The organism is Thalassobaculum fulvum (genome assembly GCF_014652915.1).
Classification (GTDB): domain Bacteria; phylum Pseudomonadota; class Alphaproteobacteria; order Thalassobaculales; family Thalassobaculaceae; genus Thalassobaculum_A; species Thalassobaculum_A fulvum.
In genome coordinates, this window is sequence record NZ_BMZS01000004.1 from 453,553 (window position 1) to 468,046 (window position 14,494).

The window sequence follows — 14,494 nt, forward strand, 5'->3', positions numbered from 1 at the left end:
TCAATTCAGGCCGAGGATGGTATCCATCGCCGCGTAGGCCTTCAGCCGCAGCGCCTCGTTCGGGTCGCCCTCGGGGAACGGTTCGAGACTCCGCTCCAGCGCCGCCTTGAACGACGCCGGTGACGACAGGTCGACCGGCAGGCAGTACGGATGGACCTCCACCGGGTGCCGGTCCAGAAGCGACTGCGGCATCAGCGTGTAGCAACCCGCCGATATCGCATCCAGGATCTTGGTCTTGAAACCGTACCCGAAGGTCGACAGCAGGGCCATCGACGTCGCCTCGCTCATCAACGCGATCGGGTTCTCCACCCGTCCGACGAAACGGCACCGGGTCGACCGCGTGGCATAGCGCTCGTCCAGATCGCCGGTCACCGGGAAATCCCAGTCGCCCGGATCGTCCAGCCCTTCGACCAGCCTGACGAAGTTGCGCAGCGCGTCGTAGATGACCGGTCCGGGGCTGGCCGAGGTCAGACACACGCAGGAATGCGCCTTCGAGGCCGAGAGCGGCCCGTCGTAGACCAGGTCCCGGGGCATGAAGTACGGGACGGTCGACACCTTCTGCCTCGGACCGAGCTTCGGCCAGTAGCGCTCGGTCTCCCACTGCGAAATGCTGAGGATGTGGTCGGCCAGCTTGATCGCGCCGACGTCGTATCGCCAGTGGTTGATGACGTTGCGTCCGCGCGTGTAGGCCTCGCGCGGATCCAGCCACGCCAGGCGGCTGCCCTTTTCCATCAGCAGCGCGGCCGTATGGGTGTCGATCCGGTGCGGGACCTCCGCGTTGTGCGACCGCACCAGGATCTTCGCGTTCGGGAACCGCTCCCGGAGGTAGCGCATCAGCGGGTGATGGAGCATCGCCTCCAGGATGATCACGTGCGGATCCGCGTGGCGCTCCGAGTCGAGGCGCTCGATCAGGTCGCCGAACCGCCAGTCGTAGACCGCCTCGGTGACGACCCTGAAGCCGCGATCCCGCAGGTACTGCTGCCGGGCGGCCTGATCCTTGTTGCTGCCGTGGTACTTCAGGTCCGACTGCAGGAACTGGTGGCGCGTCAGGTGCAGCGCCAGCGGCGCCACGGCCCGCAGGACGCTCGGCATGCCGGGAACCGAGAGCCGAAGCGCCGGCTTCGCCGCCAGGGCCGGCCCGACGGCCGCCTCCAGCTCGTTCACGGCCCACGCGGTCGCCTCGGCGGCGGCGTTGATCGAGCTGACCACGAGATCGGTGTCCTGCAGGGCATCGTTGGCCGCCGTCGGCGCGCCGGCGCCGGTGGACGAGCGCAGGAGATTGATGCCGGACGACAGGACGGTCGCGGCCCGAAGCTCCAGCCCCGGCCAGTTGGGCTGGACCTTGACGGAGTTGCCGTCCGACCGGCGCGCGGTCACGCTCACCCGTCCGGAGATACGGGTCGGCGGCAACGAGAGCGCCAGACGCTCGGAGCGTCCGCGCGCGATCCGCTCGCGGGTCTCCGGCTGTCCGACCAGGGACGCCACGATCTCGACCGACGGCTCCGGGAACGCCGTCGGCACGGCGATCTCCAGCACCAGCGAGCGCGCCGCCGCGCTCGGCGGCAGGGCGAACCAGAACGACCCGTGGATCCGGTTGCCCTCGCGCACTCCGAGCAGCACCTCCCGGGGCGGTCCCGGCGCTCGCCCGGTTCCCTCGATCCGATCGAAGTACGCCTGCAGCGGGCTGTCGATGTCCCCGGACGAAAGGCCCGCAAAGGTCTTGTCGACGAACGCGGCCGTCCGTTCGGCTGCGGTCGCCGGGTCGTCGAACGCGGCGCGGCACGCCAGACCGACGGACTCGATCCTGTGGACGTCGAAGCCGAACTCGAACTCGCCCGCCCCGCGCAGGCCCTTGGTCCGCTGCGAGCACACCAGCGGGCGTCGGAACGCGACGGCGTCCTCGAGCAGACCGGGGGCGATGCTGCTCCGCCCGGTCTCGAGCAGGGCAGTGCAGTTGTCGACCAGCCAGCGCCAGACCGCGGGCGCCGGATCCTCCACCAGGATCAGGTTGTCGGCCCCGCCCGCCGCGGCGGCCCGCGACCGCAGGTCGGCGACGGCGCCGGGCGCCACGACGGCGATCAGGCAGGGTTCGCCCGGCATGGTCGCGAGCTCCGCCGCCGCAGCCAGGGCGACCTCGCCGGTCGTATCGGTACCGGTCATGTCGGTGACCATGAACCGCCGACCCGCGATCGAGCGGAGCGCCATCGGCAGCTGCTGTTCGCCGGCGATCCGCGTCGACGGCGGAAGATGCAGCAGCTGGATCCTGTCCCGCTCCGCGTACCAGTTGTTGATGAGGTTCGCCCGGTCCGACAGGGTCAGGCACAGGACGACCTCGCTGATGCCGAGGGCGCGCTCCAGTTCGGCGGTGCGCTGGCTGTTCTCGCCGGCGCCCAGGGGCGGGACCGCCGGCAGGATCGTCACCGTCCGGTATGCCGGGCCGTAGAAGTCGGACGGGCCGAGCGGCGCCACGAACGCCTCGATCGGCAGCCCCTTCCAACGCTCCATCACGTCTCCGACGATCCGGTCGAGGCAGATCCGGGAGACGTTCACGCTGTCCAGCCGTGACAGCGCATCATGGTTCGTCTCGCTGGTCAGCAGCCAGAAGTCCCAGGTGCCGAGACTGCCGAAGAGCGAGACCAGCCCCGCCAGGATGCGCTCCTGAAGGGCGCTGGAGCCGTGGTAGCGGGTCAGGTCGACGAGAGCCCCGCGGGTCGCCGGGCGGAACCGCCGTCCCTCGGTCCGCCCGTGCTTGAGATAGTGCTCGAAGCCGCAGTTGAAGACGTTCTCGTCGATCGCCTTGGCAATGTCCGGATAGACGGTGCGGTAGTAGTCCTCCTGGAACTCCGGGTTCGGGCTCTTGCCTTCCCGGCAGCCGGCCATGAGGTAGTGGTGGAGCGGATCCAGGAACCAGCCGCGTTCTATCAGCGCCGGGACGTCGCCGTGCTCCTCGACGTACCATCCGGCATCGAAGCGGACCTCGCTCGCCGCCTCCGTCACGCCGTCCGAGATCGCCCGGGCATGCCAATTCATCATCGCCGAACCACCATGTGGCCGAGTTGTGCGAACGCGCCGACCGGCTCGGGATCCCCGCCGGCCTCCTTCAGTCCGGCCAGCCAGGCCGGCCAGTCCACCAAGTGCTCGTACTCGGCGGTCTCCAGATCGAACGTGTCCGCCAGCCGCTTCGCGGCGGTTCGCCGGTTCAGCACGGCGCACAGCCGGTCGCACCCGCTGGCCCCGAGCCGCTCCAGCACCCTGATCGGTTCGGCCAGATCGCGCGTTCCGACCACCGCGTCGAGCATCGCCACGTCGATCGGCGCCGCATCGAGGCCGTCGGCCAGGTAGAACGGCACCAGCAGCACGTCGAGCTCGGCAAGCCGGGGCAGGATCGACTTGAGCGACGACCGCGTCGCCGACGCCAGCTTCAGGCGCGGCGCCACGGACCGCAGGTAGGTCGCGGTACGAAGCAGTCCCTCGGGCTCGTCGAGAACGACGACCGTCGCGTTCGGAAAGCGCGACGCGAACGCCAGCGCGGTCCCTCCCCAACCGGCGCCGACGATCGCCAGGGTCCGCTTCTTGTCCTTCAGGAAGTCGCCCAGGAACCCGGCCCGAAGAAGCGTCAGCAGGGAGTAGCGGATCATCGCCCCGGACAGGTTCAGCAGGCCGGTATCGGCGGCATAGCCGTACTGGCCGAGGCCGGCCGGCTCGCCGACCCACAGCTCCCGCTCGTCCAGGTCCGCCAGCGTCGCATGCAGCCTGCGGATCGCGCTCTCGTGTCCCGGATCGCCGTCGGCGTAGTCCTCCGGGCGATCCCCCAGGGCGCCGCCGAGCACCGCCCGCAGCCGCGTTACCGTCAGAGCGCCGGCATCCATCCACGGCGACACCGCCGCAGGTGCGCTCCCGGCCTCGTCGAACATGACGCAGGCGACGTCGCGCGCATCCAGGTAATTGCGGAACGCCTCGTCGGCCCGCGCCTCCCAGATCCGGTCCGCCACCCATTGGGCGGACCCGCCGGCCGACGCGGGCAGCTCGCGCGCCGCCACCTTAGGCTTCACCATCCCGAAGATCCTTTCGGCCATGACATCCCCGGCGCTTCGATCGGTACCGCGCGGTCGCGCAAACCAGGCCTTGAAGCCACGGCGGCGATGGCGGGTCGCATCGATCCCGTCCAGGAGCTCGGTCAGGTTGCGCTCGATGTCGCGCCAGTCCTGGCAAACCGCCATGACGTCGCGATCGGCGAGCACCTTGAAATGATTTGCCAGGCGCTGGGTGCGATCGTACTCGCGCAGCAACGGCGTGAGGCACGGGCAGTCGGCCAGCAGCGAGTCCGACATCGCCGTGGTGTTGATCCCGATGGTCGCCGTCGCATGGGCGAGCATGCTGCGGAACTCGTGGTGCAGGTCGGCCGTCTGCGGCAACGCGCCGCCGCGCGGCCAGATCACCACGCCATCCAGCTTCAACCGCAGAAACACGTCGAAATTCGCCGGGTGCGGCCGGATGACGATGCTCATCCTTCGCAGGCGGGGATCGTTGGAGGCGCGCAACCGGGCGTGGATCCGCTCCACCACCCAGGCCTCGTCCTTCGCGATGTTCTTGCTGGACCCGAGATAGATCACATAGGGGTGCTGCTCGGCGATGCCCATGCGCCGGCACAGCTGCGCCCGGTCCTCGGGCTCGCCGTCGTCGAACCAGCGCTCCAGGAACGGCGATCCGGCGATGCAGCAGATCTCCTCCGGAAACCCGTGGAACTCGCGGATATCGTCGAAGTGGATCTCGTTCCACAGGAAGACCACGTCGGGAACCACATGGTGGACACCCTTGGTGCTGAGGTTGTCCCAGGTCATCGTGTGAAGGGCGACCGGGATCCCCAGACGCTTGGCCGCCTTCACGTACTCGACCTCCTCCGAGAACCGCATGTTCGAAGGAGACACGACGATCACGTCCGGCTTCTCCTCCCGGAGATGCCGCATCACCTCGGGCGCCGCCGGCGTGATCCGCTCGAACAGGCGCAGCGCCGCGTCGGTCGCCGACCAGGTCAGCAAGCGCTGGAAGCGCGGGTTCTTCCGCCGGCTGCGGACCCACTCCGGAACGTAGCCGAGCCAACGGTTGACGTAGAACTCCGTGGTCCGCGCGCCGCGGCGCACGTAGTTCGCGTAGGACCGGATCTCGCGCGCCGGAAAGATCCATTCCCGCCACCGGTCGGCACGCCGGACCGACCAGCCGATCTCGACCTGCGGGTATCGCATCCGAAAGGCGTTCAGCGCCTCGTCCTGGAACTGGATCGTCTTCTTCGAGGACCAGCCCTCGTCGAACAGGACCTTGACCCGGGCCCCGCGCCGCAGCAACGCGACGATGACCGTCTCGTGGTAGATGAAGTGCGCAATCGCCCGGCACACGTACAGCACGCGCGGACGCGACCGCGGGTCCGCCTGAACCGGCACCGCCGCCGGACGGGGACTGACGTCAGATATCCGGAGAACGGTCACGTCGACCCTCCTGCCAGCCGGCGTCGCGGAACCCGATGACCCGGTCGAGCGACCGGAATGCCTCGGCCCGCACGGCTTCCATGTCCATGGCTCCCGGGTCGCCGTCCAGTCGGTCCAGGGCCCCTAGCCCGGCGGCCGAGGCCGGCAGCGTCCCGAGCCAGCCGGCGTCGGCGCGCTGAACCGGAGCGTCGGTCAGCAGCCGCACGCCGATGATCCGCGTCGCGCTGACCAGCCCGCCGATCTGCCACGGCACGACCCCCGGCGCCATGACGAAGCGGGTCGAGTGCAGGATGTCGGGCAGATCGAGCGCCGGGTCGCACCACTCCGGTTCCGGGTGCAGGCCGCCCAGTCCGAGGTCCGCCTCGATACGGTTGCGCAGACGCGGCGACACGCTGATCACCACGCGCCAGCCGGCTTGCGTGAGGGCCTGGACGGCGCTCCTGGCGAACCGGTGCCGCCGGATGCGGTCCTCCAGGACAGCGAGGGTGTCGAGGTGCAGGACCGCCTGTCGGGGCCGGCCGTCGTACGGGCGGGCCAGCCGCCTGAAGATCGACGGCAGGAATTCCGGGGCATAGTCGATCCGGCCGGGGGGAACGCCGGCCGCACGGTAGTGCGCCGCGTCGGCCGGCCCCGCCACGACCACCCGGTCGGCCAGACGGGCGCACGCCAGATCGTCGGACCGCCGCCGGGGATCCACGGCCCGCCCTCCCGACACCGCGCCCCGGTACAGCCGAACCACGTGGCGCGCACGCTCCAGCCCGCCGTCGAGCAGATCCGACGCCCGCGGCCCGGTCAGGACGACGAACCGGTGATCGGCCAGATCCTGCTTGAGCAGACGACCGACGTCGCTCGCGGTTTCCGGCGGCAGCTCCAGCATGTCGATCGCAAAGCCGCGTGCCTCGAGGTATTCCCGCCAGGCCGCCACATCGAGGGTATCGCGCCCGGCCCACGACCGTTCGGCGTCGAATGTCGACACGATCAGACAACGCGGGATCGTGATCGAGGCAAGCGTCGGAACCGACGGCACGCCGAACTCGAACGCCGGGCGTTCACCGATCAGGGTGTCCGCCTTGGACAGGAAGCGGCCGAGCTCCCGCTTGACCCGCGCGAGGTCGGTGTTCAGGTCGATCTCCAGCAGCGCGTCGGACGCCGCCGCGGTCTCGATCGGCGGCGGCACCAGATCGACCGGCGCCCCCTCGATCCGCGCCAGCACCAGCCGGCTCACCGCCCGATACCCGGCCTTGCGGGGACGCAGCACGATTCGGGCCGGCTCCGCCCCGATCCGGACCGCGGAATGCGCCGGCCGGCCGACCGATGCTTCCAGGGCGACCGGGTCGCCGCCGCCCTCGAGCACCAGCAGCTCGGTGGTCCGGCCCGACGCCGACGGCAGGTCGACCACCACGGTCAGCACGCGCGGGCCGTCACCGGCCGGCACCGCGACCGTCAGGCCGCCGCCGATCGCGGCATCCGGGTCGCCGCCGACCACGCGGGTCCGGTCCCTGCCCGACTTGACCTGCGCCGCCGTCTCCACCGCCATGGCCAGCCGTTCGGCCGCCGCTGCCGGATCGGACCCGTCGCCGAAACCCGCCGGCACGACCGCGTCGGCGAGGTCCCAGCCGGCGTCCGCCTCCACCGTCTGCCGGTCGCCGAGCGCCACCACGGCGGCAGTCTCGGGCGGGGCGATCGTCGGCGCGCCAAGGCAGACGATATAGGCCGGCGCCTCGCCGGCCACCCGGGCATTCGCGTCGTCCGAGGACGACGACGCCTTGATCCACTGTACCCACGGATGGAGCGGCGAACCGGTGGGCAGCTTCCAGCCGGCCAGGACGACGACACGCCATCCCGGCCGACTGCGCTGGATGCCCGACGCGATTCCGGCGACCGTCAGCGCGTCCGACCGCGGCACGTTGCCGGCGTCGATCAGGCAGCACGGTCCGGGCGGCGCCCCTCGACGGCCCTCGGCCGCCCCGTTCTTCAGAAAGTGGTGATAGCCGCAGACGAACTCGGCCGCCCGGGTCGCGGCCGCGACATCGGGGTTGTTGGCGAGGTAGTACGCCTCGTCGAACGCTGCGGTGGGGCTGTAGCGCTCGCGTGAGCCGACCCACAGGTAGTCGAGCAGCGCGCTTCCCGCAAAGCGCTCGTCGACCCGCTCACGAACCGCTTCGCTTTGCCCCAGATAGTACGCTTCGTCAAAGTTGCTCAACGTCCCCGACCGGCCCCGTCCGCGTCCGACACCAACTTCCCTGCCGGCGAGATTCTCGCCTGCATGTCTCCCCCGCTCACTATCCGAAGCCCGGGCCACCGCATCAACCCGGAATATTCGCGGCGGCGAATATGGCAGCCCGCGCACCGGCGACGCATCCCCTATTCAGGGGAGGCGTCCCCGGCCTTCTCGGCCACCACGACGTCCTGGTAGGTCACACCGCCGGCGGCGCCCGACCAGCTGCCCCGCAGGAACGATCCGCAGGGCCGCAGGCCGTTGCCGGACAACAGGCGCTCGACGAACTCGCTGCGGAAGGCGGTTGCCGACCGGACCGGAAGCCCGTTCGCCTCGAACATGCTCCAGCCCTCCCGGATCTGGAAGGTGAGCCGCGAGCCGCCCCGGCCCATCGCCGCGACGGCTTCGTCGTCCAGCAGGAAGAAGGTTGCGAACAGCCGTCCGCCGGGACGCAGAACCTCGGCCAGTTGCCGGAAGTAGGACTTGACGTCCTGGCGCGAGAGATGGGTGAACACCGACGTGGCGATCACGAAATCGAAGCTCGCCGGTTCGAACGGCAAGGGGTGTTCCCACGGAAGCTTCTTGCCGGCCGGATTGTACAGCGGGTTCTGGTAGTCGAGGTGCCGGAAGACGAAGTTCGGATAGACCCGCGTGATCCGGCGCCGGCACCACGTGATCCCGGCCCGGTTGACGTCGACCCCGACATACCGCGCGGAAGCATCGAGGTACTGTGTGAGCGGGATGGCCATCCGGCCGATCCCGCAGCCGAGATCGAGCACGTCCCACTCCGGACGCAGACCGCCGTACCGGATGAACAGCTCGAGGAACTCCGCACCGATCGCCCGGAAGTCCCCGTCCCCGACGAAACTCTGCTCGGCCCTCGGGATCGGCAGGAACCGGTTTGCCTCGACCATCCGCCGGTAGAGAGCTGCCAGGTCGGGTGACGTCTCGTTCCGGTTGGCGGCCGCCGTTGCCATGGCGCAATTCGCTCTCGGGTTAGTCGACAAGGCCACGCGTCCCCATCAGCGGCGCCGCAATGCTATGAACATGAACGTATACTCCCGGTCGACCCGTTCCCAGTGAATCGCTTTCTCGTCGGTATCCAGTTCCAGCGGGGTGGTCAGCTTGAAGCCGCGTTCCTCGGCCAGCTTGGCGAACTCCCGTATACCCTCGGGATCGAACACCTTCATCTCGCCTCCCTCCGGTCCGTACGGGAAGATCCCGCTGCAATCCACGGGCTCGGACCAGTAGTCGGTCGATGTCAGCAGTAGCCCGCCGGGCCTCAGAAGCCGGGCCATCTCGTCGAGATAGGCGGCCAGGTCGATGTTGTGCTCGATCACCGAGATCGACGTGATGGTGTTGAAGAACTGGGAGTCGTAGCTGGTCTTGGTCAGGTCCTGGACCGAAAACTGGATACCGTAGGGCTCGAAGTACGAAGGATCCTTGGCGAGCAGGTCGCAGGCATACAGCTTGCTGAAGCCCATCATGGACATCCAGCGATTGATCACGCTCCGACTGGAGCCGACGTCGAGGATCGGCAGATCGAGCTTCTTGTGCGACAGCGCGTAGTGCAGGCATTTCAGGGTGTCCCAGTTCTTCTGCGGATCGTGGTGGGACGGCAGGCCGAGCCACTCGACCAGTTCGCATGCCGCAGCCACCTCGGCACGGCTCTGGAGCGCCCGGTTCCGGAAAACGTCCCGAAGGAAATCGAGCCTCGCCCGAGTCGGACCCTGCTCGCGCCCCTGCCCTTCGCTCACTGACACCCCCTCCAATTCGCCGCTCCGCGGCAATGCCGGCGCTGTCCACCAAGTGCCGCACCGCCACGAAGGCCCCACCCTCGGGTGGTGCACTGCACACTCGATTTTTGACTCATACTCCAGTGAAGGACATAGAGTATGTCAGACTTATTGCCCACCCCAAGGTCCGGGAGCCGCAATGCCTTCGACGCCGATGCAGTCATTGAGCGCAGTTGCACAAGCTGTCAGCGAGGACCGGGACCCGGCGGACAACCGTGACCCGCTTCAGCCGCCGGCGACCAACGACGTCCCGATGGCGGTGCGTCTCGACTTTGCGGTCCTGCTCACGGAGGAAGAGCGTCTGGCGCTGCGGGCACCCGACAGCCCGTTCGGAAGGCTGCCGGAACTTCCCGCCGCCCTGTACGCCGCCTGGCGTATCCGGATCGACCTGAACAGGGCCTTCGACCTGAATACCGCGGCCGGCTATGCCGGCCTCTGGGTCTGGGCGATCCGCGACGGGCGACGCGAGATCGACGTGCTGCGCGGCCCGGTCGCCGAAGCCAAGGACCGACTCGCCGAAACCGTTGCGCAGCCGATCGCCACCGGGCTGCCCGTCGGCCTCCCGTGGCTCGCGGCACTCCTGTGGTGCGTGCGCCCCGATCTGCAGGAGACCTTCAAGCCCACGCCGGAAGCCATAGCGGGCTACCTCGGCTGGTTCATCAGACAGGGCGTGTTCGATCTACGGTGCGGCGACCTGCTCCCGGCCGACCACGTGGAACTGCTGTCGGGCCCCGGTGAGGCGTCGACGCCCCCGCCGTTCACCCGGTATCTCGAGTTCACGCACGCCGCCCGCCCGGATCTCCAGGCCACGTTCGACACCGGCACGTTCGAGGGGCGGCGGGCTTTCCTCAAGTGGTTCTTCGACCACGGCACGCAGGAGTTCCCGACGCATCCGGGCATTCTGGAGCGTCAATCCCAGATCGTGCTCGAGTGGGGGGAGACGCTCAAGCGAGCCTCCGCCGAAGGAGCGGCGAGCGGCGGCGCTCCGGCCGCCCCCGACGGCCCGGGCAAGCCTTAGGCCTTTCCCCGGTCGCCGGCGGCTTTTCGCAGGTGCCAGATCGCCGGGCCAAGCCAACCCGCCGCCGCGAGGTCCGCACCGGCGCGGTGGCGTTCGCGTCTGCGCTCGGCCGAGTGGTCGCCCGGCTCCCGGTCCTGGCCGTCCAGGTCCTCGATCGCCGCCGCCCGCAACTGCGCGCGCGCATAGGCAACCAGCGAGTCGCGCGCCGTCACGGCCTCGTCCGACTCGGTCCAGGCTTCGCCGTCGGCCAGCAACGCCATCGCCTCGTCCCGGCGGTCCAGGGCCATCAGCTGGACCAGCAGACGCCCCCGAAGACGCGGATCGCCGCTCCGTTGCAGCGCGGACTGTAGAAGATCGGCGGCGACCTCGGGCCCGCATCCTCCGGGATCGCTCGTCGCCACCCGGAAATACGCCTTGGCGACCGGAATCCCGCTGCAGGTCGCCCAGCGGTACACCCCCCGGGCTTCCGTATGCGCGCGCCGCTCCCACAACTGGTCGCCGTAGCGCGTCAGCGCCTCCAGGTGCGCGGGGTCGACCGCCACGGCCTGCTTGAGGCCCAGCGCGTCGCCCTCGGCCAGCGCCATGTCCCGCCAGATCACGGTCAGCTTCTCGGCCCAGCCGTTATCGACCTTGCCGGGCCCTTCGATCAGCGGCCGCAACAGCTTGCGGGCCAGGGAGAACAGCCCGTCTCGCCACGCCGCGCGCACGGCCATCACCCGCATCTCGGGCTGGTCGGACCGGTTGTTCAGCGCCCAGATCGCGAGATCCAGAGCCAGAACCGGCGAGCCGTAGCGGAGCTCCAGCCGCACCAGCCGCCGGATCGTTCCTTCGTCCGGAACGTCCCGCTCCCAGAGATCCGCCAGATCGTCGGTCGAGGAAGGTGCGCATCGGGCGGCTTCCAGCCGCCCGACGAAGCCGCCCCAGTCGACCGATTGCTGAAGGTCCATGGGGCGCTCTAAACGTTGACCGAGAGGCGTCGTATCCACTCGCTTATCGTTCCTTCGTCAGACGGCAGCATCATGTTGTCGTACGACTCGGCGTCTCGCTGAACGCTGGCGGGGAAGAACGGTCCCGGCGGCACCGCGGCCCAGCCCTCCTCGTGGTCTCCGGCCCGCAGCCGGTCGAGCCGTGCCCGAACGCGCTCGATCTGCACGAGGTCCGGCTTGTTGTGGTGCTCGCGATGGGCGTAGGAGCTGAATTTGTACTGGATGAAGTGCTCGTCGCCGAGCGCATGGAAGTGCCAGCCCGCGTCGTCCAGCCAGATGCCGAGATCCTTGCGGCGCTGTCGTGCCAGATTGAAGCGCACCGCACTCGCCCCGTGCTCGCGGACCAGCCGGAAGCGGGCGATCGCCGCGGTGTCGCGGTTGGCCCGCCCGCTTCCGACCGACTGATAGTTCAGGAAGTTCTTGGCCATCCGCATCCGCATCGTCGCGACGTCGCCCTCGAACCGCCGCACGACGTCCCACCGCCACAGTTCGTCGGCGTCGGCGATGACCACGAAGTCGTTGTCGGCGGCCAGCCCGTCCAGCCCCCGCACCATCGCGTCGCGCTGATAGAAGTCCTTGGCCCAGGGATACTCGCAGCACGCCGGGAACGAATCCACGACGACGTGGATGATCTTGTCCCGAAACTCCTGGAACCTCTCGATGTTCTCCTCGAACATCAGCGGCTTCTTGTTGCCGGTAAACGTCTCGGCCGCCTCCACGACGACGAACTTGTCGACGTGATCCCACAGTTCCGCGAAGCGCATGCGGGCGAGGTCGACCTCGCCGTTGAACATGAAGCAGTCGAAATAGCGCGGCGGACCGTCGCGGCGCTCCCAGGGTTCCGCGACCAGGCGGCTCCGCCAGATCCGGCCGGTCGCCCGCGCCAGCTTCCGACGGACCCGGATGTCGTGGGTATTGCGGAAGCTGCAGTAGCCGAAGCACCTGACGGCGACGTGCGGATTGCCGTCCGCCAGATGGGCGTCCCCCAGCCGCTCGACCCACCGGATACCGGTCTCCCACCCGTCGGACGACAGCACGCGCCGATACGCCTGCGCCGCCATCCCGTGCTCGCCCATGGCCTGGTAGGCCTCGCCGACCAGGCCCCAGACCCGCCGGTCGCCCGCCGGTTCGTCCGCCAGCGCCCGACACGCGTCGAGAGCCTGTGCCGGTCGCCCGGCCCGGAGCAAGGCTTCGCCAAGATCGGCGCGGGGGTCCGACGCCGGTCCGGACGCCGCGGCATCTTCCGGTTCGCCCTGTGCGGCGACGCGCAGGAACACCGCCCGAGCCTCCCGAAAACGCGCGGCGGCGACCGCCGTCGCCGGGTGATCCGCGAAGTCCCGGTTCAGTTTGCGCAGATAGACCGCGGCAAGATCGAGCCGGGCACAGGCCAGGCTGAGCTGCACCGCCTCGCCATAGACCTGCGGCAGCCCGACCGGCCAATCCGTCAGCCGCTCGAGCGCCAGTTCCGCCATTCGACGGAAACCCGCCTGCAACGCGCTGTTCGCCAGCCTGGTCATCATCTTCCAGGATGGTTCCTCGGGGTCCTCGCAGTAGCGACCGAACGCACGGAGGACCTGGTCGACATCGGCCGGCGACATCCGACGGGCCTTGGCCAGCGCGGCGTCCGCCTCGGCGAAGTCGCCTTTCTCCAGCGCCCACATGAACTCGCCGACGCACTCCGATGCGTCAATCACGGGCGCGTTTCCTGTCGGGACGATCATCTGCTCCATAGTGGATTGTCGCAAGGAAACGCCCGGGTTTCCAGGCCGGCTCTCGATCGACAGTCGACGGCGCCGAACCCTCGCTCCCGAAATCGGATACCGTCTTCCCGGCGATGGCGCTAGCATACAACAATTCGGTAGGTTAGCACCCTAAGCCGTTCTCACTTAAACAGAGATCAACGGTCTTCATGACAACGGTCTCACCCGGCAACCGCCCGGCCCTGGCAGCCGCCGATCTCCGGGAGTTCGTCGTCCGGCTGCGGTCGCTGGCGTCGGTATCGGCCGACCGCGCCGAACGCGACCGGATCGCCGCCCAGTTCCTCGGCGCCTTCTCCCGGCGCTCGGCGTCGTTCGTGCTGACCGGCGAGGCGAAGGATGAACCGGACGTGTTCGACGCCGTCCTGTTCAACGGCGAATGGGACCTCTTGGCCTACCGGATCGACGCCCTGTCCGGCGTGACCTCCAGGACCCTGGTGGTCGAGGCGAACCGGACCTTCTCGGGAAAGCCGCGGGAGTACGCGCTGACCGAGGCGGAAATCGCGCGGCGGGGCTGGAGCGGCCGGGTGGCGGCGCTCCAGGTGGAACTACCGGGCTGGCTGGACGACGCCGGCATCGCGACAATGCTGCAGAGGGACCGCCTCGCCGACCTGGTGGCCCGTTTCGCCAGCGACGGCGACTTCGTCCTGCTGTGCGACATCGACGAAATCCCCTACGCGGACGCCGTCGGCGGCGGCCTTTCCGGCCTGCAGGTGCTGGGCATGCGTCAGACCCTGTTCTTCTCGAATCACGAGCGTCTCGCCGGCCCCTCCCGGCTGCATTTCGGACCCGCCCTGGTTCCGGCAACGGAGTTGTCGCGCCGTACGCCGTCGGAGATCCGGATCGACGCCTGCCGGCCCCCGGTCCACGGCTGGGAGGTGAAGCCGAACGCCGGCATCCACCTTCAGTACGTGGCGCCCGGCAGCACCCTCGACACCCACCTGCGGTCGCTTGGACACTCGTCGTCCGCGATCGAGGCGCTGTTGCGCGACCGCGACAGGGTCGGAGCGGGGAACCCGTTGTCCGGCTACGTCTGCCTGACCCCGGAACGCCCGTATCCCGGAGAGCTCGCTCCGATCGACGGAACCCGGCTGGCGGAAGCCCTCGAGTACGTCGTTGCCGCCAGCGACCGGAAGTCCGGCCGGCGCACGGCGCAGGTGCCGGAATACGTCGGGTCGGCCTCGTCCCGGTAGAGCGCCCCCTTCCTACACAGGCCGGAGCGACCGGTGTCGCGGG

9 protein-coding genes are annotated in these 14,494 nt (G+C 69.2%); 2 read left to right on the forward strand and 7 right to left on the reverse strand.

Translation table 11 applies throughout. The features are described 5' to 3' along the window. The 5 genes from IE246_RS11430 to IE246_RS11450 form a co-directional block, all read right to left on the reverse strand. The gene (locus IE246_RS11430) at positions 1 to 3,033 is read right to left on the reverse strand and encodes a glycosyltransferase family protein (RefSeq protein WP_189989487.1); all 3,033 of its coding nucleotides are present in this window, start codon (positions 3,031 to 3,033) and stop codon (positions 1 to 3) included. Continuing rightward, positions 3,030 to 5,483 (reverse strand): hypothetical protein, encoded by a 2,454-nt coding sequence (locus IE246_RS11435; RefSeq protein ID WP_189989489.1) that lies wholly within the window; start codon positions 5,481 to 5,483, stop codon positions 3,030 to 3,032. The genes IE246_RS11430 and IE246_RS11435 overlap by 4 nt, the downstream gene beginning before the upstream one ends. Continuing rightward, positions 5,461 to 7,686, reverse strand: coding sequence for a hypothetical protein (locus IE246_RS11440; RefSeq protein WP_189989491.1), 2,226 nt, complete (start codon positions 7,684 to 7,686; stop codon positions 5,461 to 5,463). Before IE246_RS11440 ends, IE246_RS11435 begins: the two co-directional genes overlap by 23 nt. Before the next feature lie 161 nt (positions 7,687 to 7,847). Further along, positions 7,848 to 8,678: a class I SAM-dependent methyltransferase gene (locus IE246_RS11445; RefSeq protein WP_189989493.1), complete on the reverse strand. Its 831-nt coding sequence runs from the start codon at positions 8,676 to 8,678 to the stop codon at positions 7,848 to 7,850. Positions 8,679 to 8,723: 45 nt separating this feature from the next. Next, positions 8,724 to 9,359 (reverse strand): class I SAM-dependent methyltransferase, encoded by a 636-nt coding sequence (locus IE246_RS11450; RefSeq protein ID WP_189989495.1) that lies wholly within the window; start codon positions 9,357 to 9,359, stop codon positions 8,724 to 8,726. A gap of 277 nt (positions 9,360 to 9,636) precedes the next feature. On the opposite strand from IE246_RS11450, the gene IE246_RS11455 reads away from it, so the two are divergent. Then, on the forward strand, positions 9,637 to 10,515 hold the full coding sequence (locus IE246_RS11455) for a hypothetical protein (protein WP_189989497.1): 879 nt from the start codon (positions 9,637 to 9,639) through the stop codon (positions 10,513 to 10,515). Here the strand turns inward: IE246_RS11455 and IE246_RS11460 are convergent. Continuing rightward, positions 10,512 to 11,462 carry a hypothetical protein gene (locus IE246_RS11460; protein ID WP_189989499.1) on the reverse strand — a complete coding sequence of 317 codons (951 nt, stop codon included), beginning with the start codon at positions 11,460 to 11,462 and terminating at the stop codon, positions 10,512 to 10,514. The genes IE246_RS11455 and IE246_RS11460 overlap by 4 nt on opposite strands. An 8-nt stretch (positions 11,463 to 11,470) precedes the next feature. Next, positions 11,471 to 13,195, reverse strand: coding sequence for a hypothetical protein (locus IE246_RS11465; RefSeq protein ID WP_189989500.1), 1,725 nt, complete (start codon positions 13,193 to 13,195; stop codon positions 11,471 to 11,473). A 215-nt stretch (positions 13,196 to 13,410) separates the two neighbouring features. On the opposite strand from IE246_RS11465, the gene IE246_RS11470 reads away from it, so the two are divergent. After that, positions 13,411 to 14,451 carry a glycosyltransferase family 17 protein gene (locus IE246_RS11470; RefSeq protein ID WP_189989502.1) on the forward strand — a complete coding sequence of 347 codons (1,041 nt, stop codon included), beginning with the start codon at positions 13,411 to 13,413 and terminating at the stop codon, positions 14,449 to 14,451. Positions 14,452 to 14,494 lie beyond the last annotated feature (43 nt).

What these genes read in the sequence shown, in the direction of transcription:
- IE246_RS11445 (WP_189989493.1), bottom strand. Translation starts at nt 8,678, where the DNA reads ATGGCAACGGCGGCCGCCAACCGGAACGAGACGTCACCCGACCTGGCA.
- IE246_RS11460 (WP_189989499.1), bottom strand. Translation starts at nt 11,462, where the DNA reads ATGGACCTTCAGCAATCGGTCGACTGGGGCGGCTTCGTCGGGCGGCTG.
- IE246_RS11430 (WP_189989487.1), bottom strand. Translation starts at nt 3,033, where the DNA reads ATGATGAATTGGCATGCCCGGGCGATCTCGGACGGCGTGACGGAGGCG.
- IE246_RS11455 (WP_189989497.1), top strand. Translation starts at nt 9,637, where the DNA reads ATGCCTTCGACGCCGATGCAGTCATTGAGCGCAGTTGCACAAGCTGTC.
- IE246_RS11470 (WP_189989502.1), top strand. Translation starts at nt 13,411, where the DNA reads ATGACAACGGTCTCACCCGGCAACCGCCCGGCCCTGGCAGCCGCCGAT.